Annotated in this window: 25 protein-coding genes; 12 read left to right on the top strand and 13 right to left on the bottom strand. The window is 54.3% G+C overall.

The window, feature by feature from the left end:
* Positions 1 to 8: 8 nt before the first annotated feature.
* Both pgk and epd read right to left on the bottom strand, forming a co-directional pair.
* Positions 9 to 1,172, bottom strand: coding sequence for a phosphoglycerate kinase (gene pgk, locus M8013_RS07680; RefSeq protein WP_271267202.1), 1,164 nt, complete (start codon positions 1,170 to 1,172; stop codon positions 9 to 11).
* Positions 1,173 to 1,220: 48 nt separating this feature from the next.
* Complete coding sequence (epd, locus tag M8013_RS07685; RefSeq protein WP_271267203.1) at positions 1,221 to 2,240, bottom strand: erythrose-4-phosphate dehydrogenase; 1,020 nt, start codon at positions 2,238 to 2,240, stop codon at positions 1,221 to 1,223.
* Between the two features lie 376 nt (positions 2,241 to 2,616).
* Between epd and M8013_RS07690 the strand changes: the two genes are divergently transcribed.
* The 5 genes from M8013_RS07690 to M8013_RS07710 are packed head-to-tail and all read left to right on the top strand — an operon-like array spanning position 2,617 to position 5,678.
* A complete protein-coding gene (locus M8013_RS07690; RefSeq protein WP_271267204.1) occupies positions 2,617 to 3,042 on the top strand; it encodes a PPC domain-containing DNA-binding protein in 426 nt (141 codons plus the stop codon).
* Between the two features lie 25 nt (positions 3,043 to 3,067).
* Positions 3,068 to 3,646 (top strand): ECF transporter S component, encoded by a 579-nt coding sequence (locus M8013_RS07695; protein WP_271267205.1) that lies wholly within the window; start codon positions 3,068 to 3,070, stop codon positions 3,644 to 3,646.
* Positions 3,647 to 4,354, top strand: coding sequence for an energy-coupling factor transporter transmembrane component T (locus M8013_RS07700; RefSeq protein ID WP_271267206.1), 708 nt, complete (start codon positions 3,647 to 3,649; stop codon positions 4,352 to 4,354).
* Complete coding sequence (locus M8013_RS07705; RefSeq protein ID WP_271267207.1) at positions 4,342 to 5,019, top strand: ABC transporter ATP-binding protein; 678 nt, start codon at positions 4,342 to 4,344, stop codon at positions 5,017 to 5,019. Before M8013_RS07700 ends, M8013_RS07705 begins: the two co-directional genes overlap by 13 nt.
* Entirely contained in the window at positions 5,013 to 5,678 is a 666-nt protein-coding gene (locus tag M8013_RS07710) for an ABC transporter ATP-binding protein (protein WP_271267208.1), read from the top strand. Before M8013_RS07705 ends, M8013_RS07710 begins: the two co-directional genes overlap by 7 nt.
* On the opposite strand, the gene M8013_RS07715 is transcribed toward M8013_RS07710, so the two are convergent.
* From M8013_RS07715 to tkt, 7 genes are all read right to left on the bottom strand, one after another.
* Complete coding sequence (locus M8013_RS07715) at positions 5,653 to 6,363, bottom strand: nucleoside/nucleotide kinase family protein (protein ID WP_271267209.1); 711 nt, start codon at positions 6,361 to 6,363, stop codon at positions 5,653 to 5,655. The two genes, M8013_RS07710 and M8013_RS07715, sit on opposite strands and share 26 nt — an antisense overlap.
* Positions 6,360 to 6,869: an MltR family transcriptional regulator gene (locus M8013_RS07720; RefSeq protein WP_271267210.1), complete on the bottom strand. Its 510-nt coding sequence runs from the start codon at positions 6,867 to 6,869 to the stop codon at positions 6,360 to 6,362. Before M8013_RS07720 ends, M8013_RS07715 begins: the two co-directional genes overlap by 4 nt.
* A gap of 15 nt (positions 6,870 to 6,884) precedes the next feature.
* Complete coding sequence (gene glpX, locus M8013_RS07725; protein WP_271267211.1) at positions 6,885 to 7,856, bottom strand: class II fructose-bisphosphatase; 972 nt, start codon at positions 7,854 to 7,856, stop codon at positions 6,885 to 6,887.
* On the bottom strand, positions 7,853 to 9,127 hold the full coding sequence (locus tag M8013_RS07730) for a zinc-binding dehydrogenase (RefSeq protein ID WP_271267212.1): 1,275 nt from the start codon (positions 9,125 to 9,127) through the stop codon (positions 7,853 to 7,855). The genes glpX and M8013_RS07730 overlap by 4 nt, the downstream gene beginning before the upstream one ends.
* A 23-nt stretch (positions 9,128 to 9,150) precedes the next feature.
* The gene (locus M8013_RS07735; RefSeq protein ID WP_271267213.1) at positions 9,151 to 10,530 is read right to left on the bottom strand and encodes a PTS mannitol transporter subunit IIBC; all 1,380 of its coding nucleotides are present in this window, start codon (positions 10,528 to 10,530) and stop codon (positions 9,151 to 9,153) included.
* 27 nt (positions 10,531 to 10,557) lie between these two features.
* Positions 10,558 to 11,001 carry a PTS mannitol transporter subunit IIA gene (gene cmtB, locus M8013_RS07740; protein WP_271267214.1) on the bottom strand — a complete coding sequence of 148 codons (444 nt, stop codon included), beginning with the start codon at positions 10,999 to 11,001 and terminating at the stop codon, positions 10,558 to 10,560.
* Positions 11,002 to 11,316: 315 nt separating this feature from the next.
* Entirely contained in the window at positions 11,317 to 13,308 is a 1,992-nt protein-coding gene (gene tkt, locus M8013_RS07745; protein WP_271267215.1) for a transketolase, read from the bottom strand.
* A 279-nt stretch (positions 13,309 to 13,587) separates the two neighbouring features.
* Here tkt and loiP point away from each other — a divergent pair, with 279 nt between their 5' ends.
* Positions 13,588 to 14,346: a metalloprotease LoiP gene (gene loiP / locus M8013_RS07750; protein ID WP_271267216.1), complete on the top strand. Its 759-nt coding sequence runs from the start codon at positions 13,588 to 13,590 to the stop codon at positions 14,344 to 14,346.
* A gap of 45 nt (positions 14,347 to 14,391) precedes the next feature.
* Here loiP and speB read toward each other — a convergent pair whose 3' ends face one another.
* The 4 genes from speB to M8013_RS23605 form a co-directional block, all read right to left on the bottom strand.
* Positions 14,392 to 15,312, bottom strand: a complete 921-nt coding sequence (gene speB / locus M8013_RS07755) for an agmatinase (RefSeq protein ID WP_058608614.1) — start codon at positions 15,310 to 15,312, stop codon at positions 14,392 to 14,394.
* Between the two features lie 204 nt (positions 15,313 to 15,516).
* The gene (speA, locus tag M8013_RS07760; RefSeq protein WP_271267217.1) at positions 15,517 to 17,493 is read right to left on the bottom strand and encodes a biosynthetic arginine decarboxylase; all 1,977 of its coding nucleotides are present in this window, start codon (positions 17,491 to 17,493) and stop codon (positions 15,517 to 15,519) included.
* On the bottom strand, positions 17,486 to 17,632 hold the full coding sequence (yqgB, locus tag M8013_RS07765; RefSeq protein WP_271267239.1) for an acid stress response protein YqgB: 147 nt from the start codon (positions 17,630 to 17,632) through the stop codon (positions 17,486 to 17,488). The genes speA and yqgB overlap by 8 nt, the downstream gene beginning before the upstream one ends.
* Positions 17,633 to 17,719: 87 nt before the next feature.
* Positions 17,720 to 17,872 carry a hypothetical protein gene (locus M8013_RS23605; protein WP_418939526.1) on the bottom strand — a complete coding sequence of 51 codons (153 nt, stop codon included), beginning with the start codon at positions 17,870 to 17,872 and terminating at the stop codon, positions 17,720 to 17,722.
* A gap of 419 nt (positions 17,873 to 18,291) precedes the next feature.
* Between M8013_RS23605 and metK the strand changes: the two genes are divergently transcribed.
* The 6 genes from metK (at position 18,292) to gshB (ending at position 24,236) form a co-directional block, all read left to right on the top strand.
* A complete protein-coding gene (gene metK / locus M8013_RS07770; protein WP_271267218.1) occupies positions 18,292 to 19,446 on the top strand; it encodes a methionine adenosyltransferase in 1,155 nt (384 codons plus the stop codon).
* A 209-nt stretch (positions 19,447 to 19,655) separates the two neighbouring features.
* A complete protein-coding gene (gene galP, locus M8013_RS07775; RefSeq protein WP_271267219.1) occupies positions 19,656 to 21,053 on the top strand; it encodes a galactose/proton symporter in 1,398 nt (465 codons plus the stop codon).
* Positions 21,054 to 21,125: 72 nt separating this feature from the next.
* Positions 21,126 to 21,623, top strand: coding sequence for a SprT family zinc-dependent metalloprotease (locus tag M8013_RS07780; RefSeq protein ID WP_271267220.1), 498 nt, complete (start codon positions 21,126 to 21,128; stop codon positions 21,621 to 21,623).
* Between the two features lie 94 nt (positions 21,624 to 21,717).
* Positions 21,718 to 22,425: a deoxyribonuclease I gene (endA, locus tag M8013_RS07785; RefSeq protein WP_271267221.1), complete on the top strand. Its 708-nt coding sequence runs from the start codon at positions 21,718 to 21,720 to the stop codon at positions 22,423 to 22,425.
* 112 nt (positions 22,426 to 22,537) lie between these two features.
* Positions 22,538 to 23,269: a 16S rRNA (uracil(1498)-N(3))-methyltransferase gene (gene rsmE / locus M8013_RS07790; protein WP_271267222.1), complete on the top strand. Its 732-nt coding sequence runs from the start codon at positions 22,538 to 22,540 to the stop codon at positions 23,267 to 23,269.
* Positions 23,270 to 23,288: 19 nt separating this feature from the next.
* Complete coding sequence (gene gshB / locus M8013_RS07795) at positions 23,289 to 24,236, top strand: glutathione synthase (RefSeq protein WP_271267223.1); 948 nt, start codon at positions 23,289 to 23,291, stop codon at positions 24,234 to 24,236.
* Positions 24,237 to 24,297: the final 61 nt, after the last annotated feature.

The following is a 24,297-nucleotide window of genomic DNA, read 5'->3' on the forward strand; positions in this document are numbered from 1 at the left end:
GAAATGGCTTACTTCTTAGCGCGCTCTTCGAGCATCGCTACTGCCGGCAGAACTTTACCTTCCACGAATTCGAGGAATGCGCCGCCGCCAGTGGAGATGTAGGAGATCTTGTCGGAAATACCGAACAGATCGATAGCTGCCAGAGTGTCACCGCCGCCAGCGATGGAGAAGGCTTCGCTGTCTGCAATCGCGTTAGCCACGATTTCAGTACCTTTGCGGAAGTTAGGGAATTCGAACACGCCAACCGGGCCGTTCCACAGAATGGTTTTTGCGTCTTTCAGGATGGCAGCCAGTTTCTCTGCAGAAACGTCGCCCAGGTCCAGAATCTGCTCTTCATCTTTGATGTCAGCAACAGATTTCAGTTCTGCGGTTGCGGTTTCGGAGAACTCGGTCGCCACACGAACATCAGTAGGAACCGGGATATCACACGTGGTCAGCAGACGTTTGGCTTCTTCAACCAGGTCAGCTTCATACAGGGATTTACCCACGTTGTGGCCTTGAGCGGCAACGAAGGTGTTGGCGATACCACCGCCAACGATCAGCTGGTCAGCAATTTTGGACAGAGAGTCCAGAACGGTCAGTTTGGTCGAAACTTTAGAACCACCAACGATAGCGACCATTGGGCGAGCAGGCTCTTTCAGCGCTTTACCCAGTGCTTCCAGTTCGTCTGCCAGCAGTGGACCTGCACAAGCAACGTCTGCGAATTTACCGATACCGTGGGTAGAAGCCTGTGCACGGTGAGCCGTACCGAAGGCATCCATGACGAATACGTCGCACAGTGCAGCGTATTTTTTGGACAGCGCTTCGTCGTCTTTCTTCTCGCCTTTGTTAAAGCGAACGTTTTCCAGAACAACCAGTTCACCCGCAGCGACTTCAACGCCGTCAAGGTAGTCTTTAACCAGACGTACCGGGTTAGACAGTTTGTCTTTCAGGTAATTAACAACCGGGAGCAGAGAGAATTCTTCGTTGTACTCGCCTTCGGTCGGACGACCCAGGTGGGAGGTAACCATCACTTTTGCACCCTGCTTGAGCGCCAGTTCGATGGTTGGCAGAGAGGCACGAATACGCGCGTCGCTGGTAACTTTACCCTCTTTAACCGGTACGTTCAGATCTGCACGGATGAAAACGCGTTTACCTGCCAGATCCAGATCGGTCATCTTAATTACAGACATGGTGAATCCTCTCATTGATTCTAAAGTTTTGCAGACGCACGACGCGTCTTACCTGAAACCTTGTGCAGCCATTGCTAACGTGGTGTCGAGCATTCGGTTAGCAAAGCCCCATTCGTTGTCACACCAGACCAGCGTTTTGATCAAGTGCGCCCCACTCACGCGCGTTTGCGTGCCATCAACAATGGCGCTGTGCGGATCGTGGTTAAAATCTATTGAGACCAACGGTAATTCCGTATAGTCAACTATACCATGAAATGCTTGCTGCGCCGCTTTTTGCAGCAACAGGTTGACCTCACTGGCTTTTACCGGTTTTTTGACGGTAACGCTGAGGTCGATTGCCGTCACGTTGATGGTCGGAACACGCACGGCAATGGCTTCAAAACGGTCATGAAACTGGGGGAAAATTCGGGAGATGCCGGCCGCCAGTTTGGTATCCACCGGAATGATCGACTGACTCGCCGCGCGAGTGCGTCGCAGATCCGGGTGGTATGCGTCAATGACCTGCTGATCGTGCATCGCGGAATGGATCGTGGTCACTGTGCCCGATTCAATTCCGTAGGCATCGTCCAGCAGTTTGATGACCGGAATAATACAGTTGGTGGTGCAAGAGGCGTTGGAGACAATACGGTGTTCCGCTTGCAGCTCAAGATGATTGACGCCGTAAACCACGGTGGCATCGAGATCGTTGCTGCCAGGATGTGAAAAGAGCACTTTCCTGGCGCCAGCCGCCAGATGAGCCTCACCGTGTTCGCGGTTGCCGTAAACGCCGGTGCAATCGAGAACCACATCAACACCCAGCTCACGCCAGGGTAATGCCTCGATCGTCGGTTCATGCAGGATGCGAATCACGTCGTCGCCAACGAGCAGTTGCTCTCTTTCCTGACGGACATCCCAGGCAAAGCGCCCATGGCTGGTGTCATATTTCAACAAATGCGCCATGCCCGTAGCATCCGCCAGTTCATTGATTGCCACCACGGTGATTTCCGCACGACGCCCGGATTCATACAAAGCACGAACCACGTTGCGTCCGATGCGACCGAAGCCATTAATCGCTACGCGTACGGTCATAAGTCTCCTGCAAGGCTTTCCCTGATTTGAGGTGGCTGACAGAGTAATCCAGCAGCGCGCCAAGGGGAATCCTCGCCTGTCACAAACTCCAACTGATTGGTCAATTGTCGAACATTTAATCGACTGAAACGCTTCAGCTAGAATAGGCGAAACCCGGAATAAAGGGAATGTCTGTCCAGACCAATAAGCCAGCTATATGACGCACGTCACATTTCGCGGCTGAATATCGCGGGTTTTATTCCATATTTCAGAATCGTGCATAAGCGTAGCAATATCTTTTCGTTGTCGCGGCGTAAATCCTGATTTATATCAGAAAGCCGATCAGCCCGCGTCGATATCATCTGCGCCACGTCCGAGTCTCGGAGTCCTGCAATTTATGACCATGCCCCACTTACATTCCTCCGCAGCGCGTTTTTATGCGCTTCGTCTGCTTCCCGGACAGGAAGTCTTTAGCCAGTTACACGCCTTTGTGCAGCAGCACCAGCTCTACGCCGCCTGGATTGCCGGATGCACCGGTAGCCTGACCGACGTTGCGTTGCGTTACGCCGGACAGGACGCCACGACGCTGTTGACGGGCACGTTTGAGGTGATCTCGCTTAATGGCACGCTCGAGCTGACCGGCGAGCATTTGCATCTGTGCATTTCCGATCCGCAAGGGGCGATGCTGGGTGGGCACATGATGCCTGGCTGCACCGTGCGTACCACGCTTGAGCTGGTGATTGGCGAGCTGGATACGCTGGCGTTTAGCCGCCAGCCCTGCGCCCTCTCCGGCTATGACGAACTGCATATCTCAACCCGTTAATCGACTACTCAGCAAGAGGTTCTCTATGGCGCGTCGCCCGTTTTCCAGCCAGTCTTTAGTCCTGATTGTTATCGCTATCGCTATCAATATGGTGGGGGGGCAGTTGATCAGCATGCTCAAGCTGCCTATTTTTCTCGACTCCATCGGCACCTTAATCAGTGCGGTTCTGCTTGGCCCGGTGATTGGCATGCTGACCGGGCTACTCACCAATTTGCTCTGGGGACTGCTCACCGATCCGATTGCCGCCGCCTTTGCGCCGGTGGCGATGGTGATCGGCCTTGTCGCCGGTTGGCTGGCGCGGGCGGGCTGGTTCCGCACCCTGCCAAAAGTGGTGGTCAGCGGCATCATTATTACCCTGGCAGTCACGGTGGTTGCTGTCCCGTTACGCACTGCGCTCTTTGGTGGCGTAACCGGTAGCGGTGCCGATCTGTTTGTCGCCTGGATGCACTCTGTTGGCCAGGGCCTGGTGGAGTCAGTCGCCATTACCGTGCTGGGCGCCAATCTGGTTGATAAAATACTGACAGCAGTGCTGGTCTGGATATTGTTGCGCCAGCTGCCATTGCGCACCACCCGCCATTTCCCGACGATGTCAGCAGTGCGCTAAATGCATCCGTTTACCTCGTTAACGCTGTGGGCGCTGGCGGCCTGCACCACCTTGCTGCTTCCTGTAGAGAGCGTGCTGCCGGTGTACAGCGCAGCCACTTTTATGTGTCTGCTGGCGCGGAAATCGACGCGTCGACGAGCAAAATATGTGGCCTGGTTGATGCTCTCGTTGGGGGTGGGATTGTGGCTGGTACACGGCGGCTGGCTGACGGCGTGGATCAGTGGTCAGCCTCGCGATCCGCAACGCTGGGCGCATGCCATTACCCTGTGGCTGCGCATTCTGGCGATTGTGTCGACCTCACAGCTGTGGATGGCGTATGTGCCGGTGCCGCAATTTATCCGGGCGCTGTTCGCCTCGCGCCTGCCGCCGGGCATGGCTTACCTGTTTGCCGGCCCGCTGCTGGTCGTTGAACAGCTCAAGCGCCAGCTGGCGATTATTCATGAAGCCCAGCGCGCCCGCGGCGTGCCGTTGGATGAAGCCTGGTATCAGCGTCTGCGCGCGATGCCTGCGTTGATTGTGCCGCTCACGCAGAATGCACTGAACGATTTAGCCGTCCGCGGCGCAGCGCTGGATATGCGCGGCTTTCGTCTGCATCGCACACGCACCACGCTGTGGGCCCCTCAGGACAGTCGCTTACAATGTCTGGTGCGCTACGGAATGGTGCTGATGATGGTCACGGAAATCGGAGTCTGGATATGGTTACGCTAGAACAGTTTCGCTATCGTCCTACCCACGCCACGCGTCCGCCTTCGTGCTTTGATTTCCACCGCGCAGAACCGGGGATGGTAGCGATTTTTGGCGATAACGGCAGCGGGAAAAGTACCCTCGCCCAGTTGATGGCCGGTTGGTATCCAGACTTTCTCCCCGGTGACATCGAGGGCAAGGGCATCCTGCTGGGAAATCCTGTCGGCCAGCTGTCTTTGGTGGAGCAGTCCCCCACCATTCAACTGGTGCAGCAATCACCTTATCTGCAGCTTTCCGGCTGTACGTTTAGCGTGGAGGAGGAAGTGGCGTTTGGCCCGGAAAATCTGTGCCTGGGCGAGGCCGAAATCCTGCGCCGTATCGATGCCGCGCTCACGCTGACAGACTGTCACCCGCTGCGCTATCGCCACCCCGGCACGCTGTCTGGGGGCGAAACCCAGCGGGTGGTGATCGCCAGCGCGCTCGCCATGATGCCCCGGCTTTTAATCCTCGATGAAGCCTTCAGCCGACTGACGGCGCAGGCCACCGGCCAACTGCTGGATCGGCTGGCGCACTGGGCGCAGGAGCACGGCTCGCTGATTGTGCTTTTCGAGCGCCATCACTCTCCTTTTATCACCTGCTGCCAGCAGGCGTGGCAACTGCGCGACGGAGCGTTATTTCCCCTATGCTAACCCTGAATCAGGTCACTTATCGCTGGCCAGATGCCGCAGACGACTGCCTGCGCGAGATCTCGCTTGAACTGAAAGCCAGCGAATGGCTGGCATTGACAGGCGATAACGGCGCGGGGAAATCCACGCTGCTGCGCATTATGGCGGGCCTGCTCTCCCCTTCATCCGGCGCGGTGACCTTCAACGGTGAACCGATCGCGAAGCTCAAAAATCGTCAGCGCGCCCGTCACCTTGGAGTGCTGTTTCAGGAGGCGGAAAATCAGATCTTCCACAGCAAGGTTATTGAGGAAGTGGCGTTTGGCCTGAAGCTACAAAAATTACCTGCGGCAGACATTGCGCGTCGTACCCAGGCTGCGTTGCAGCTTTGCCAGTTAGAAGACGTCGCCGACGCGCATCCGCTGGATCTGCACACAGCGCAGCGGCGAATGGTGGCGGTAGCCAGCCTGGAGGCAATGGCGCCAGAGATTCTGCTGCTGGATGAACCCAGCCGCGATTTTGATGCGCACTGGCTGGCGGTATTTGAACACTGGCTGGCGGTCTGTCGCGGTCGGGGAACCAGCGTCATCGCCATCAGTCACGATTCGGCATTTACGCCGCGTCATTTTTCACGCGTTGTTCGCCTGCATAACGGATCGCTCACCCGATCCGATACTCACCGTTGACTGTCATCTCCAGCATAAGATCCGCAGGCAGGCTGTTTTCCAGAACCCGATAAACATTTGGTCCATCGGTACGTTCATAAAAAGCCTCAGCTTCAGCTTGCGACAGACCCCCTGCCATTTTTCGTTCAATCAGACGTGTACGCAGGGTATGGGCTGGTGCACGAATGAAAAGCGAAAAGTCGCAGAATTCAGCCAACACCTTCCATCTTTCGTCATCCCGCAGTAACCAGTTGCCTTCAACTATTACGACAGGTGCCGTTACCACAACAGCCTCTTCAACCGGGTCGTGCTTTTGTCGGTCATATTGCGGCCAGGTGCAATCACCTTCTTTCAGCAGACGCAGATTTTGCGCAAGCTTTTCAACATCAAAGGTTTCGGGTGCGCCTTTATATGCACGCAAGTTGTGGGCATCCAGCCAGGCATTATAGTGATGGAAACCGTCCATTGGCAGCGTCTGGATCTGTGGCTGATGGGGTTCCTGACGGGAGAGATATTCCCAGAAAGTGGTCAGCGTGGATTTTCCCGTGCCGGGTGCTGCGCTCAGAAAAACAATCGTACGCCGCTCCGGATTCGCGGAATGGACTTTCGTGAGCTGTTGCAACAACGGTTTGTGAACGTTCTCTATTTCATCATCATTGTAAAACGCTTCAACATGAAGCCCATTGACCATCAGTCCAATTTTCACGGCGTTAATTCCTTTAAAATTGTCGTTACCGCAAGTGTCATTGCCGTCTTGACCATCCCGGTAAAGCGAACCTCAGACCACGTAGCAAAGTCAGCAAATTTCATCGACTTCAGCGCGCCATACAAGGTGGCATTACGGATAATACAGTTCACGTTGCTGATAAAATCCCAGGTGATGTCATCGGCGAAACCGGGGATCTGCTCCTGTTCGTTCAGATACTGATAAAACTGGGAAAAATGGGTTATATCGGCATACAGCCACTTGTCCATTTTCCCCAGCGCATAGATCAGGCGTAACGCAACGTCGATATCGTCAAGGGGCCCGCTCTGGGCGAGTAACGGCTTCACTGCATATTCCACGATCTCTTCATCGTTATTGATAAACAGCGACGGCAGAAAACGCTTAATACCCAGCAGCAAAATGCTATGCGCCGTTGTCATAAACGTGAGTAAGTTGTCCTGAGCATCCAGTAGCTCAAGCACATCATCTTCTGTCAGCGTCGTCATTCGTTTTCCGGGAAATCACCATGAATGCAGAGAGTCTATAATATTACACGTTCGATCTGCGCCGCCGATCAGTAAAGTTTGCGTGCGCACACCATTCGCAACCTGTTGGATACCCTTAACAAGATCGCCGCCGGTTACCCCCGTAGCACTAAAGAGGATGTCATTACTTCCTGCCAGTTCGTCGAGCGAGTAGACGTGATTGACCTCAACGCCCATCTCCAGACAGCGTTGGCGCTCCTTCATGGCAACCAGGCGGTTTTCTGCGCTATCGCCTTTTGCTTCACAAAAATCGATCAGTTCCGCCTGCATATCTCCGCCCAGTGCTTTTACTGCGCAAGCCGAGATTACCCCTTCTGGCGCACCGCCAATGGTGTACATCAGGTCATAAGGATTATCCTGCAAACAGGTTAGAACGCTGGTGGCCACATCACCGTCGGGAAGAGCAAATACCTTCACACCCAGTTGTGTCGCCTCCGCGATTGCTTTGTGAAGACGTGGTTTATCCAGCGTAACCATGCGTAGTTGTTCAAGTGGCTTGTCGAGCGCCTTCGCTACATTGCGCAGGTTGTCTGCCAGTGGTAATGCCAGATTGATAGCACCCGCAGCCAAATGATTAACAACCAATTTTTTCATATACATATCAGGGGCGTGTAACAGACTCCCTTCAGGAGCGAACGCCATCACCGCCAGCGCATTGCTTTGCCCCATCGCCACCATCCGGGTGCCTTCAATGGGATCGACTGCGATATCCACTTCGGGACCGGTGCCGTTTCCGACCTCCTCACCAATCCATAACATCGGTGCATGATCGATCTCCCCTTCGCCGATGACGATCCGCCCACGGATAGCGATCCCATTTAATGCGGTCCGCATCGCACTGACTGCCAGCCCATCAATTTTATTCTTATCACCGCACCCGGTTTGTGGCCAGGCAGCCAGCGCTGCCTGTTCCGTAACGCGAAATAGCGGCCATGCCAGAGACATCATGCCGCCTCCCCGGTATCGACATTGAATTGCGCCAGCAGGTATTTCTCGGCTTTTTCGTTCCAGATACCGTGCGTCTCTTCAACCAGTCGCGCCAGCTCCCTGAACAACGGATCGGTTTTTCCTTTTTCGGCAAAATCGCTAATCGCCGTCAGCGGCATAGTGACACCGTTGTAGATAAGCTTTTTACCGCCCGGAATATTCGGCAGATTAAGAACCGTATCCGGCACCGCATCAAGCCCACCGATGTGCGTCACCATAAATGAGGGCTGAAGCTGGCCCGTGGCGCTTAGCGCTATCGCCTCTTTCATGTCATCGGTCGAACCGCCTGAAGTCCCAACAACGTGAGTGCTGTTGTAATGCACATTGTAAAAATTGAACGGCACTTTAAAATTACTCTCCGTTGGCCCGGCGAAGAAATTCAGGCAGCCATCTTCCGCCAGAAGATCGTCAGCCATCTCTAGCACAGCCGGAACGGCTGCATAGACAAAGACATCATCAAAGCCTGCATCATCCGTTAATGCCCGCACCTCAGCGGCAGGGTTTGCCATCCCCGCGGTATTGACATAGATAAGCTCAATTCCCTTCTGCGCAGCCAGCTCAATCGGCAACAGTTTTCTGGCATGCGCCAAACGCGTTTCATCAATATCCACCACAACCACGCGTGACGGCTGGATCCCGCCATTAACGGCATAGTCAATCGCACCTATACCCATCGGGCCTGCACAGGCTAAAAGCGCGATATTGCCGCCGGGTTTAACGCCCATCCGATGTTCATAGACATACTGCGTCGTATGATAATTCGCGTTATAAGCACCAATGATGCAACACATCGGCTCAGCCAGTGATGCCGCGGCAAAATAGGAACCGAGATAAGGTAAAACGCACCCGAGATTAATGGCGATCTCAGGGATAATCATATAAGTCGCATTTCCACCGAAATATTCGTAGCTATATCCGGCAGAGTAGCCGCTCGGCAGCCCCATCGCCGGCTGTAAGACAAAGCGTTGCCCTTTTTTATATTTATCGACCAGGTTCTTCCCAACCTCAACAATAATCCCGGCACATTCATGACCAGTAATAATCGGATGATTTTCCAGATCATCTGGCACACGCTTATGTTCACTACCTAATGCAGCAGCCTTCCAGGTAGATAAGCACACACTGTCTGAAATAACGCTTACTAATAGTTCATTTTCAGTAATTTCAGGCAATTCAAATTCGCGGATACGGACATCCCGCTTGCCATATATCGCAGCTACTTTCGTTTTCATATTCACTCCAAAAATCAGAAAGATTAATTCGAGGTCAAATGTTTAAACAAATCATCAAGCAATGGATCGCCAATATAGTTCTTTATCAGAATTAATGGTTTTTCAGTGACTCGCTTAACACGCCCTTCCAGGCTGGCATGGGTAACAATAATATCCGCATCGTCGGGGACATTTTCGATAGCAAAATGCGTAACGGTGATCGTATGCCCTGCTTTTTCAAGACGCTTGCGGAATGTCGTTGCGCCCATTGCGCTAGACCCCATTCCAGCATCACAGACAAAAGCAATTCGTTTCACATTTTGATATGAAAACTTGCCCTCCTGCTTCATTGTCTTAACGGCTTTAGCTGATTCACTGAACGTATCTTCACTTTCGGCTTCGCTTTTTTTCTCCATTTTCAAAATGAAAGACGTGATAACAAAGGTCACCAGTGTTCCTGCCGCTACGCCCGCAATGGTGGCAAGGAAAGATCCTTTAGGCGTCAGCGCAAGATAAGCAAAAATAGAACCAGGGCTTGGACCCGCAACCAGCCCGCCATCTAACACATTAAATACCCATGTCCCGCTCATGCCTCCGGCAATCATGGCAATAAGGGTTAAAGGTTTCATCAGCACATATGGGAAATAGAGCTCGTGAATACCGCCAAGGAAATGGATGATCATCGCACCTGGCGCTGACTTCTTCGCCATTCCTTTGCCAAAAAAAGTAAAACCAAGCAGCAGACCTAAACCAGGGCCAGGGTTTGAGGCCACCATAAAGAAGATCGATTTACCCGTTTCAGAGGCTTGCTGCATGCCCAACGGATAATAGACCCCCTGATCAATAGCATTATTCAGAAAGAGGATTTTTGCCGGTTCATTAATCAATGACAACAGGGGTAGATAGCCCGCGTGCACCAGCGATTCAATGCACTCCTTCACAAAGTTATTGGCAATGAGAACTGCCGGTCCAATCACTTCAAATCCAAGCAGACACAGGAGCATGCCCGCAATCCCGAGGGAGAAGTTGTTGATCACCATCTCGAAACCAGCAGGGATACGCTTTTCCAGCAACCGATCGATATGCTTAATAACCAGACCACCAAGCGGGCCCATGATCATTGAACCGAGGAACATCGGGATATCGGCACCAATGATCACGCCAATAGTCCCTATTCCCCCCATCACCGCCCCGCGCTTTCCGCCGACCAGATGTCCACCGGTAGAGCCGATCATTACTGGCAGTAAATAGGTAATCATCGGACCGACAATTTTGGCGAAATGCTCGTTAGGCATCCACCCGGTTGGAATAAATAAGGCAGTTATCAAACCCCAGGCAATAAAAGCACCGATATTGGGGATGACCATTGCAGTCAAAAAGCCCCCAAAAGCCTGGACCTTTGCACGAGCAGACTTGTGTTCCATAATAATATCCTGTCAAGGAGAGAGTAATTATGCGCGAGCTATAATATCCGCTAACTGTTTTTCTGATTTAGCATTCAACAATGCAGCCAGTATTTCCTCTTCACATAACAATTCGCTTAATGCCTGGATAGCGCCGATATGCGAATCAGCATTTGCCGCAGACAAACCAATTAATAACTTTACAGGTTCATCATCTTCGGCAAACTGTACTTCTTGTTTAAGTAGCGTTAATGACATTCCGGTTTTTAATGCACCACATTCTGGTCGTGCATGCGGCATCGCGACACCGGGGGCCAAAATATAGTACGGACCATTATTAATCGTAGAGTCTTTAATAGCCTGGATATAATTTGAGTTTACAAAATGATTAGCCAGTAAAGATGACATGGAAAAATCAATAGCTTCCTGCCAGTTCTTAGCTGCCTGCTTTATTGAGATAGATGCTTCAGGGAAATAATCAATCAACCGCATACGCTATCCTTATTTTATTTTTAGGGTACAACTTATCGGTTAAAATAAAATACTCGCGGAGAGGATTTAAATCAATTCAGGTGGGAAATAGCGAAAACAAAAGATGGGTTTTTACAAAACCAATGAAAACAATGGATTGAAGACGTTAAAATAAAAAGCAATAGATATTATGTGATGTGTATTGCAAATTCGCAAAATGACTAAATGCCAGAGTTGTGATTCAGATCGTATTTATCATCTTGCTGAGGGGCAAATAAATAACCCTCAAATTAAAAACGGGCCGCCGAAGCGACCCTTTTTATACCGTAAACCGAATTACAGCAGTTCTTTCGCTTTCGCGACCACGTTCTCAACGGTGAAGCCAAACTCTTCGAACAGCAATTCAGCCGGCGCAGACTCACCGAAGGTGGTCATGCCAACGATAGCGCCGTTCAGGCCAACGTATTTGAACCAGTAGTCAGCAATACCTGCTTCCACTGCCACGCGAGCGGAAACCGCTTTCGGCAGGACGGATTCGCGGTATGCCGCATCCTGCTTGTCGAATGCGTCGGTAGACGGCATGGAAACCACGCGCGCCTTCACGCCTTCGCCAGCCAGCTGATCCCAGGCAGCCACCGCCAGTTCAACTTCTGAACCGGTAGCAATGAAGATCACCTGAGGCTGACCATCGCAATCTTTCAGCACGTAACCACCGCGCGCGATGTTCGCCAGCTGCGCGTCGGTACGATCCTGCTGGGCAAGGTTCTGACGGGAGAGGATCAGCGCGGTCGGGCCGTCTTTACGCTCAACGCCGTATTTCCATGCTACCGCAGACTCAACCTGGTCACATGGACGCCATGTGGACATGTTCGGGGTCACACGCAGAGAAGCAACCTGCTCAACTGGCTGGTGAGTAGGGCCATCTTCGCCCAGACCGATGGAGTCGTGGGTGTAGACCATCACCTGACGCTGTTTCATCAGCGCCGCCATACGCACGGCGTTACGCGCGTATTCTACGAACATCAGGAAGGTAGAGGTGTACGGCAGGAAACCACCGTGCAGGGTAATACCGTTCGCGATGGCGGTCATGCCGAATTCACGCACACCGTAATGGATGTAGTTACCCGCAGCATCTTCGTTGATTGCTTTAGAGCCAGACCAGATGGTCAGGTTACTTGGTGCCAGGTCAGCGGAGCCGCCGAGGAATTCTGGCAGCCAAGGACCGAAGGCTTCGATCGCATTCTGGGACGCTTTACGGCTGGCGATTTTGGACGGATTAGCCTGCAGTTTAGCAATGAACTCGTTCGCTTTCGCGTCGAAGTCTGACGGCATGTCGCCTTTCATACGACGGGTGTATTCAGCCGCTTCCTGTGGGAAAGCTTTTGCGTAGGCTGCGAATTTCTCGTTCCAGACAGACTCTTTCGCCTGGCCTGCTTCTTTCGCATCCCACTGAGCGTAGATCTCAGACGGGATTTCAAACGCGGCGTGTTTCCAGCCCAGTTTTTCACGGGTCAGTGCGATTTCTGCGTCGCCCAGCGGTGCACCGTGAGAATCGTGCGTGCCTTCTTTGTTTGGAGAACCGAAACCGATGATAGTTTTGCACATCAGCAGGGACGGTTTGTCGGTGACTGCGCGCGCTTCTTCTACTGCACGTTTGATGGAGTCAGCATCGTGACCATCAACGCCACGTACTACGTGCCAGCCGTAGGCTTCGAAACGTGCGGCGGTATCGTCAGTGAACCAGCCTTCAACGTGACCGTCGATGGAGATACCGTTGTCGTCATAGAACGCAACCAGTTTGCCCAACTTCAGGGTGCCAGCCAGGGAACACACTTCGTGAGAAATGCCTTCCATCATGCAGCCGTCGCCCATAAACGCATAGGTGAAGTGGTCAACAATGTCATGACCTGGGCGGTTGAACTGCGCCGCCAGCGTTTTCTCAGCAATCGCCATACCGACTGCGTTGGCAATACCCTGACCCAGTGGGCCGGTGGTGGTTTCAACGCCAGCGGTGTAACCCACTTCAGGGTGACCTGGCGTTTTGGAGTGCAGCTGACGGAAGTTTTTCAGCTCTTCGATTGGCAGGGCATAACCTGTGAGGTGCAACAGGCTGTAAATCAGCATTGAACCGTGGCCGTTAGACAGCACGAAGCGGTCGCGGTCAGCCCAGGCTGGGTTTTGCGGGTTGTGATTCAGGAATTCACGCCACAGGACTTCGGCGATGTCAGCCATGCCCATCGGGGCGCCCGGGTGGCCGGATTTGGCTTTTTGTACAGCATCCATGCTCAGCGCACGAATAGCATTGGCAAGCTCTTTACGTGAGGACATTTTGACTCCAGATCGGATGTTGATGGCCATACCCGTTTCGGCTTGACGACAGCGCGTTTTGGGCTACGCCGGAAAAAAGTGCCAACAATGTAACCCAAGCGACAAAGCATGTACATGGACCATTCTTTTGCCGGTTAAGAAATCTCTGGAACCGCCTCGCACGTTGCGCAATCTTCTCGCCCGCCGTCGTTTATATTCTTTATACTCAGTGACACTCCGGCCTGACGGCAGGGAGAACGTTCGCACTTTATCGAGTTTAACGGGTACGGAAGCAACATAATGAAAATGCGTGCAATTGTGCTGGCTCTGGGAACGACACTCCTGCTTAGCGGGTGTCAAAATATGGACTCTGGTGGGCTGATGAGCTCCGGGGCGGAGGCGTTTCAGGCCTACACCCTGAGCGATGCTCAGGTCAAAGCGTTAAGTGATGAAGCCTGTAAGGAGATGGACGGTAAAGCCACTATCGCGCCGGCAAGCAGCACTTACGCTCAGCGTCTGAACAAGATTTCTTCTGCGCTGGGCGACAACATCAACGGCCAGCCGGTGAACTACAAGGTTTACATGGCGAAAGACGTCAACGCGTTTGCGATGGCGAACGGCTGTATCCGCGTCTACAGCGGGCTGATGGATATGATGACCGACAACGAAGTCGAAGCGGTGATTGGCCACGAAATGGGGCACGTCGCGCTGGGCCACGTGAAGAAAGGGATGCAGGTTGCGCTCGGCACTAACGCCGTTCGCGTCGCGGCCGCCTCTGCCGGGGGCATCGTCGGGAGCCTGTCTCAGTCGCAGCTCGGCGATCTGGGTGAAAAACTGGTCAATTCCCAGTTCTCCCAGCGTCAGGAGTCTGAGGCCGACGACTACTCTTACGATTTGTTGCGCAAACGCGGCATCAATCCGTCGGGCTTAGCCACCAGTTTTGAAAAGCTGGCACAGCAGGAAGCGGGCCGTCAAAGCTCAATGTTTGACGACCACCCAGCCTCTGCAGAGCGCGCGCAGCATATTCGCGATCGCATGTCCGCAGACGGCATCAAGTAACGCCATCCCCCAGGCCGGGTAATCTCTCCCGGCCTGTATCAGCACTTACTCGCCTTTTTTCGCCGCCTGGATGTACAGCATTTCCAGCGCCAGCGTCGCTGCAGCCAGCGCAGTGATTTCTGACTGATCGTAGGCCGGGGCCACTTCCACCACGTCCATACCGACGATATTCAGATCCTTCAGGCCGCGCACCAGCTTGATGGCGCGATCGGACGTCAGACCGCCGATCACCGGCGTACCGGTACCCGGAGCAAATGCCGGATCCAGACAGTCGATGTCGAAGGTCAGATAAACCGGCATGTCGCCGACGATCTGCTTCACCTGGGCGATGATGTCATCCACGCCGCGATCGTTCACCTGGCAGGCGTCGAGCACGGTAAAACCGTTGTCTTTATCAAACTCGGTACGAATGCCGATCTGCACGGAGTGATTCGGATCGATCAGGCCTTCTTTCGGCGCGGTGAAGAACATGGTGCCGTGGTCGAATTCGCAGCCGTTCGCGTAGGTATCGGTATGAGCGTCGAAATGCACCAGCGCCATTTTACCGAAGTGCTTGGCATGGGCGCGCAGCAGCGGCAGCGTGACAAAGTGATCGCCGCCAAAAGAGAGCATGCGCTTACCGGCAGCCAGCAGTTTTTCTGCGTGGGCCTGCAGCTTTTCACTCATTTCACGCGCATCGCCGAAGGCATACACCAGGTCGCCACAGTCAACCACGTTCAGGCGTTCGCGCATGTCGAAGTTCCACGGGAAGCGGTTATGCTCCCAGGCCAGGTTGGTGGAGACCTGACGGATAGCGGCCGGGCCGTGACGGCCACCGGCGCGACCGGAAGTCGCCATATCAAACGGCACGCCGGTGATGACCCAGTCCGCATCGCTGTCGTACGGCTGGAAGTTCATCGGAAGGCGTAAAAATCCAAAAGCGTTAGATACCAGAGAGTTATCGTACTGATGACCTAAAGTGCTCATGTCCTGACCTCTTAATAACGTCGATGCATTGAAAATAGATGAAAAAAAATCCCTTCCGCGTCGTTAAGCCCGACGAGAAAGGGATTGATTCGAATACTGCCTGTTGCGGCGAATTATCGCCGCTAATTGATACGGGTTCAAGTGAGTATCGGCGATGTTCGGTCTGTGTCCCTAACCCTCTCCCAGCGGGAGAGGGAAGAAGGCTTACTCGTCTTCCAGATACGTGTAACCGTATAAACCGGCTTCGAACTCTTCCAGGAACTGCTGCTGCAATGCAGCGTCCAGATCGGTATTTTTCACCTGATCGCGGAACTGAGTCAGCAGTTTTTTCGGATCCAGCTGCACGTACTGCAGCATATCCGCCACGGTGTCACCCTCGTCAGAGAGTTCCACTTCCACGTTGCCGTCAGGGAAGACAAACACGTCAACCGCCTCGGTATCACCGAACAGGTTGTGCATGTTGCCCAAAATCTCCTGATACGCGCCGACCATAAAGAAGCCCAGCATTGGCGGGTTCTCCGGGTCGTACTCCGGCATTGGCATGGTGGTGGCGATACCGTCACCGTCGATATAGTGATCGATAGCCCCGTCGGAATCACAGGTGATATCCAGCAGCACCGCGCGGCGCTCAGGGATCTGGTTTAGCCCTTCCAGCGGCATCACCGGGAACAGCTGATCGATACCCCAGGCATCCGGCATCGACTGAAACAGCGAGAAGTTGACGTACATTTTGTCCGCCATACGTTCCTGCAGCTCGTCGATAATCGGACGGTGCGCACGGTTGCTCGGGTCGAGCTGCTTCTGCACTTCATGGCACATATTCAGGTACAGCTGCTCTGCCCATGCGCGTTCCTGCAGGCTGAACGTACCGGAAGAATAGCCGATGTGAATGTCGTGCAGATCCATCTGGCTGTCGTGCAGCCATTCGCGCAGCGAACGACGGGTGCCCGGCTCATGCATCTCCTGCCAGGTTTCCCACATACTTTGCAGCGCGCGCGGCGCATCGTCAGCAGGCGGGGTCGCTTCGGTGTATTCGTTGCGCTCAACGCCGATGATGTTCGATACCAGCACGGTATGGTGCGCGGTAACGGCGCGGCCAGACTCGGTGATCACCGTTGGATGCGGCAGGCCGTTCTCTTCACAGGCATCGCCAATCGCCCAGATGATGTTGTTGGCATATTCGTTCAGGCCGTAGTTCACCGAGCAGTCAGACTGAGAACGGGTCCCTTCGTAGTCCACGCCCAGACCGCCACCCACGTCGAAGCACTGAATGTTCACGCCGAGCTTGTGCAGCTCAACGTAGAAGCGTGCCGATTCGCGCACGCCGGTGGCGATGTCGCGGATGTTGGCCATCTGGGAGCCGAGGTGGAAGTGCAGCAGCTGAATGCTGTCCAGACGCCCCTTCTCACGCATAATCTCGACCAGTTGCAGAACCTGGTTTGCCGCAAGGCCGAATTTGGATTTTTCACCGCCGGAGGACTGCCATTTACCGGAGCCCTGGGAGGCCAGACGTGCACGCACGCCAAGGCGCGGCACCACGTTCAGGCGCTCGGCCTCATCCAGCACGATGGCGATCTCAGACATCTTCTCGATAACCAGATAGACCTTGTGGCCCATCTTCTCGCCAATCAGCGCCAGACGAATGTATTCACGGTCTTTATAGCCGTTACAGACAATCACTGAACGGGTCATGCCCGCATGGGCCAGAACCGCCATCAGTTCTGCTTTGGAGCCCGCTTCCAGTCCCAGCGGTTCACCGGAATGAATCAGGGATTCAATGACGCGACGGTGCTGGTTAACCTTGATCGGATAGACCAGGAAATAGTCGCCGTTATAGCCGTAAGATTCACGCGCGCGCTTAAAGGCGGCGTTAATGGAACGCAGGCGATGTTGCAGGATCTGCGGGAAGCAGAACAGTGCAGGTAAACGCTGGCCCTGCGCTTCACGCGCCTTCACCAGTTTGGCGAGATCGACGCGAGCTTCCGGTACGTCAGGATCCGGGCAAACGCTGATGTGGCCCAGTTCGTTGACGTCGTAGTAGTTATTGCCCCACCAGGCAATATTGTAAGTGCGCAGCATCTTGCTGGCTTCCTGGGAGCTCATCGCAACCTCCTGCATAGAACGTAGTACACCCTGTTCGCCTGCTGACGAAGGCGAAACCGAAGACATGTCGTCAGACATAGCGAACCTCAAACTGACTATTCAGTGTAAAACAGTTGACTACTATCGCAGCGTTAATCTGCGATAACAACCCATTAACCGACCACTTATCCAGCACAGAATGCTGGAAGTCGGGTCGTGCGACCGGTTTCTTATTCATATCATTGTAAAACACGTATCCGAACTCTGTATGACAAGGTCCGGCGAAACCACGAGAAAACTCTTGTATTTACAAGAGCGCCCTTGTTCAGTCTTCACAAAGCGTAATGCCAGCCCTGGGATCCTGAGAAGCGCCGAGATGGGTATAACATCGGCAGGTTTGCAGAGTAGAAATGCGATTGGCGGGGAACAGGTTCTGGCCTGAAGGACAGAACGAATTAAGCAGAAAACGACGGTTCATTATCTCGACTCACCTCCACGCAAGTTTGAGCAAACTCGCGACAAGTTAAAGCTAAAAATTCACTGCTTTACCCGGCTGGAAGTGGCGACGCGCTGTAACGTCGTGTGCTTTTTGTATGAGCCGCGCGCCGCGTTTTATACCGACATGACAGGGAAAATGCAAAACATAAATGTGTGCATTGCCAGTACCGTCAGGAAAAATTTCCAGCCGGCTTTTAAAGGGAGTGAGAACGGATTCAAAAAAAGCTGGAAATCGGGCGAAGAAGTGACCTAAAATAGCCGTCCAGATGTTAATCCATCTATACCGATTAACACTCAGACTGCCAGTGTCATCGTCTGTAAGTCCAGGTAGAAAACACTGCTATGGCTATCCCACACAACAGTCTGAGCTAACCAAGTTCTCCTTAGGTAAATTAAAACATGGCAAAACACCTGTTTACGTCCGAGTCCGTATCAGAAGGACATCCTGATAAAATTGCTGACCAAATCTCCGATGCGGTGCTGGATGCGATCCTCGAGCAGGATCCAAAAGCGCGCGTAGCCTGTGAAACCTATGTCAAAACCGGCATGGTAATGGTTGGCGGTGAAATCACCACCAGTGCCTGGGTTGATATCGAAGAGATCACCCGTAACACCGTGCGTGAAATCGGCTATGTGCATTCTGATATGGGCTTTGATGCCAACTCGTGCGCGGTACTGAGCGCCATTGGCAAACAGTCCCCGGACATCAACCAGGGCGTTGACCGTGCCGATCCGCTGGAGCAGGGCGCGGGCGACCAGGGCCTGATGTTTGGCTATGCCACCAACGAAACCGACGTGCTGATGCCTGCGCCAATCACCTATGCTCACCGTCTGGTGCAGCGTCAGGCAGAAGTGCGCAAAAACGGCTCCCTGCCGTGGCTGCGTCCGGATGCAAAAAGCCAGGTCACGTTCCAGTACGATGACGGCAAAATTGTCGGTATCGATGCGGTCGTTCTGTCGACTCAGCACGCTGAAGATATCGATCAGAAATCCCTGCAAGAAGCGGTGATGGAAGAGATCATCAAGCCGGTTCTGCCGAGCGAGTGGCTGAATGCGTCGACCAAATTCTTCATCAACCCAACGGGCCGCTTCGTTATCGGTGGACCAATGGGTGACTGCGGCCTGACCGGTCGTAAGATTATCGTTGATACCTACGGCGGCATGGCACGTCACGGTGGCGGCGCGTTCTCCGGTAAAGATCCGTCTAAAGTTGACCGTTCTGCAGCCTACGCAGCACGCTATGTTGCGAAAAACATCGTTGCTGCTGGCCTGGCTGACCGCTGTGAAATCCAGGTTTCCTACGCGATCGGCGTGGCAGAGCCAACCTCAATCATGGTTGAAACCTTCGGCACCGAAAAAGTGCCAACGGAGCAGCTGACCCTGCTGGTACGCGAGTTCTTCGACCTGCGTCCATACGGCCTGATCCAGATGTTGGATCTGCTGCACCCAATCTACAAAGAAACCGCTGCCTACGGCCACTTTGGTCGTGAACATTTCCCTTGGGAAAAAACCGACAAAGCGGCTCAGCTGCGTGACGCTGCCGGTCTGAAATAATCGACTGACCGCTCGTGTAAAAAAGCCAGCCTCGCGCTGGCTTTTTTGTTTTCTGCCGCCAGTTCGCCCGCCTGAAATCGCTTACATCAAAATAAACTCTGCCCCTTTCGGAATACTCTCTTTGTCACCCCGGTCTCTCTGACATATTTTTACTGTTTCCTAATCAAATCTTTACAATCACAAAACAATTTACCCACAGGGAGGGCTGAATGCCTGACAATAATAAACAAGGGCGGACGTCCAACAGGACAATGACGTTTTTTGTCTGCTTCCTCGCCGCACTGGCGGGATTACTTTTCGGTCTGGATATTGGCGTGATTGCCGGGGCGCTGCCTTTTATTACCGATGAATTCCAGATTACGGCCCACACCCAGGAGTGGGTGGTCAGCTCGATGATGTTCGGTGCCGCGGTCGGCGCGGTTGGCAGCGGCTGGCTCTCTTTCAGGCTCGGGCGTAAGAAGAGCCTGATGATCGGCGCGATCCTGTTCGTGGCCGGTTCGCTCTTTTCTGCCGCCGCCCCCAACGTGGAAGTGCTGATTGCCTCGCGCGTGCTGCTGGGCCTTGCCGTTGGCGTCGCCTCCTACACCGCCCCGCTGTACTTATCCGAGATCGCGCCGGAGAAAATTCGCGGCAGCATGATCTCCATGTACCAGCTGATGATCACCATCGGTATTCTTGGGGCCTATCTTTCTGATACCGCGTTCAGCTACAGCGGGGCCTGGCGCTGGATGCTGGGGGTAATAATCATCCCGGCAATCCTGCTGCTGATTGGCGTGTTCTTCCTGCCGGACAGCCCGCGCTGGTTCGCTGCCAAACGGCGCTTTAACGATGCGGAACGCGTGCTGCTGCGCCTGCGCGACACCCGTGCCGAAGCCAAAAACGAGCTGGATGAAATTCGCGAAAGCCTGAAGGTCAAGCAGAGCGGCTGGGCGCTGTTTAAAGAGAACAGCAACTTCCGTCGGGCGGTCTTCCTCGGCGTACTGCTGCAGGTGATGCAGCAGTTTACCGGGATGAATGTCATCATGTATTACGCACCCAAAATCTTTGAGCTGGCGGGATACACCAACACCACCGAGCAGATGTGGGGCACGGTGATCGTCGGTCTGACCAATGTGCTGGCCACCTTTATCGCCATCGGCCTGGTGGATCGTTGGGGCCGTAAACCGACCCTGACGCTGGGCTTCCTGGTGATGGCGGTCGGGATGGGCGTGCTGGGCACCATGATGCATATGGGCATCCACTCAACCACTGCCCAGTACTTTGCGGTTGGCATGCTGCTGATGTTTATCACCGGTTTTGCGATGAGCGCGGGTCCGCTGATTTGGGTGCTGTGTTCCGAGATCCAGCCGCTGAAAGGCCGCGACTTCGGTATCACCTGCTCCACCGCCACCAACTGGATTGCCAACATGATCGTCGGCGCCACCTTCCTGACCATGCTCGATACGCTGGGTAACGCCAACACCTTCTGGGTGTATGCGGGTCTGAACCTGCTGTTTATCGTCCTGACCTTGTGGCTGGTTCCTGAAACCAAACACGTGTCGCTGGAACATATTGAACGCAACCTGATGAAAGGCCGTCCGCTGCGCGAAATCGGCGCTCACGACTGATGTGCCAGGCTTCCTCCCGCCCGGGAGGAAGCCCCTTGCACCACCCCGCCGCACGCTCTATGCTCTGCCCCTATGAAAACTCCCCGTCTTCCCATTGCGCTCCAGCAAGCTCTTAAGCGCTGCCTGCGCGACAAACTGGCGCAGGCTAACCTGAAGCTCGACCGGAACTACCCGGAACCGAAACTGGTCTGGCAGCAACGTGGCACTGCCGCAGGAACCGCCTGGCTGGAGTGCTATGAGATCCGCCTGAACCCCGTACTGCTGCTGGAAAACCAGCAGGCCTTCATCGATGAAGTGCTCCCCCACGAACTGGCGCACCTGCTGGTGTGGAAGCACTTTGGTCGCGTCGCGCCCCACGGTAAAGAGTGGAAGTGGATGATGGAAGCGGTGCTCGGCGTCCCGGCGCGACGCACCCATAAGTTCGAGCTGAATTCCGTTCAACGCAATACCTTCCCCTACCGCTGCGGGTGTCAGCAGCATCAGCTTACCGTGCGCCGTCACAACCGGGTGGTGCGCAAAGAAGCGACCTACCGCTGCGTAAAGTGTGGAGAACCGCTTATCGCGGAGTAACCGGCGGAATCATCAGGAACTTTCATGATCTGCCTGATTGCATACCAGAACAACATTCGCTACGTTGCGGGCTCGTTTTGACACGGAGTTCACGATGTCCCGTAATTTCTCTCTCGCGGTCGCCTTTCTGACGACGGCATTGTCAGGCCATGCGCTGGCCGACGGTATCAACAGTTTCTCTCAGGCCAAAGCCGCGGGCGTAAAGGTTAACGCCGACGTTGCCGGCGATTTTTACTGTGGCTGCAAAATTAACTGGCAGGGCAAAAAAGGGGTCGTGGATCTGGCGTCCTGCGGCTATAAAGTGCGTAAAAATGAGAACCGCGCCAGCCGAGTTGAATGGGAACATGTGGTTCCGGCATGGCAGTTTGGCCACCAGCGTCAGTGCTGGCAGGACGGCGGGCGTAAAAACTGCGACAAAGATCCAGGCTACCGCAAGATGGAGATCGACATGCACAACCTGCAGCCTGCGGTGGGCGAGGTGAATGGCGATCGCGGCAACTTCATGTACAGCCAGTGGAACGGCGGTGAAGGTCAGTACGGCCAGTGCGCCATGAAGGTGGATTTTAAAGAGAAGCTCGCCGAGCCACCGGTTCGCGCCCGCGGCAGTATCGCCCGCACCTACTTCTATATGCGCGATCGCTATGAACTCACCCTCTCACGCCAGCAAACCCAGCTGTTTAACGCCTGGGACAAACTGTATCCGGTTACGGACTGGGAGTGTCAGCGCGACGATCGCATCGCCAAAGTACAGGGGAATCATAACCCGTACGTGCAGCGCGCTTGCCAGGCGCAAAAGAGCTAACCTACACTAGCGGGAATTGTTATTTGCGTACCCCTCACCCTAACCCTCTTCCCCACAAGGGAGAGGGAACAGACCGAGCCGGGGACCTGGCTACTTATGGAATTCTTTGACTATGCGTATTCCCCGTATTTATCACCCTACCCCCCTCTCCACTGGCGGTGAAATTGCCCTGTCTGAAGAGGCCGCCAACCACGTTGGCCGCGTACTGCGTATGGGTGTAGGCCAGGCGATTCAGCTGTTTGATGGTTCAAACCAGGTCTTCGATGCCGAAATTACCCGCGCTGACAAAAAAAGCGTGCAGGTTAGCATCCTGCGTGGCGAAATCGACGATCGTGAATCGCCGCTGCATATTCACCTCGGCCAGGTGATGTCGCGGGGCGAAAAAATGGAATTCACCATCCAGAAATCGATCGAACTGGGTGTAAGCCTCATTACGCCACTCTTTTCAGAGCGCTGTGGCGTTAAACTGGATGCCGAACGTCTGAATAAGAAGCTCCAGCAGTGGCAAAAAATTGCTGTTGCCGCCTGCGAACAGTCTGGCCGCAACCGCGTCCCGGAGATCCGCCCGGCGATGGATCTCGAAGCCTGGTGTGCCGAAGAGGAGCAGGGCCTGAAGCTCAATCTGCATCCCCGCGCCAGCGCCAGCATCAATACGCTGCCGCTGCCGGTTGAGCGCGTGCGGCTGCTGATTGGCCCGGAAGGCGGTCTGTCGGCAGATGAAATCGCCATGACCGCGCGCTACCAGTTTACTGATATTCTGTTGGGACCCCGCGTTCTGCGTACTGAAACCACCGCGCTGACCGCCATTACTGCCCTGCAGGTGCGTTTTGGCGATTTAGGTTGAAGCATTAACGGAGAAGACAATGATTAAGCTCGGCATCGTGATGGACCCCATCGCAAGCATCAATATCAAGAAAGATTCCAGCTTCGCTATGCTGTTGGAAGCGCAACGTCGCGGCTACCAGCTCCACTATATGGAGATGAGCGACCTTTACCTGATTAACGGCGAGGCCCGGGCGCGTACCCGCATCGTCAACGTCGAGCAGAATTACGATAAATGGTACGAATTTGGCTCCGAGCAGGATCTGCCGCTGGCCGAACTCGACGTCATCCTGATGCGTAAAGATCCGCCGTTTGACACCGAATTTATCTACTGCACCTATATCCTCGAACGCGCAGAAGAGAAAGGCACCTTAATCGTTAACAAACCGCAGAGCCTGCGTGACTGTAACGAAAAACTCTACACCGCCTGGTTCTCTGACCTGACACCTGAAACGCTGGTGACACGCAGCAAGGCGCAGCTGAAAGCCTTCTGGCAGAAGCACGGCGATATCATTCTGAAACCGCTGGATGGGATGGGCGGTGCGTCCATTTTCCGCGTGAAAGAGGGCGACCCGAACATGGGCGTGATCGCCGAAACCCTGACCGAGCACGGTTCCCGCTACTGCATGGCGCAGAACTATATTCCGGCCATTGTTGATGGCGACAAGCGCGTGCTGGTGGTGGACGGTGAGCCGGTACCTTACTGCCTGGCGCGTATTCCGCAGGGCGGCGAAACCCGTGGGAATCTGGCCGCCGGTGGCCGCGGTGAGCCGCGTCCGCTGACTGAAAGTGACTGGGAAATTGCCCGCCGAGTCGGCCCGATGCTGAAGGCCAAAGGACTTATCTTTGTCGGCCTCGACATCATTGGCGATCGCCTGACAGAAGTGAACGTGACCAGCCCAACCTGTATTCGCGAAATCGAAGCGGAATTCCCGGTATCCATTACCGGCATGCTGATGGACGCGATTGAAAAACGTCTGAAGCAATAATTCCCCCGCCAATACTATTAGTGACAGCGCTCAGGTTTCTACGCATACTGGACGCTGTCGC

This window comes from Silvania confinis (assembly GCF_025564085.1).
Classification (GTDB): domain Bacteria; phylum Pseudomonadota; class Gammaproteobacteria; order Enterobacterales; family Enterobacteriaceae; genus Enterobacter; species Enterobacter confinis.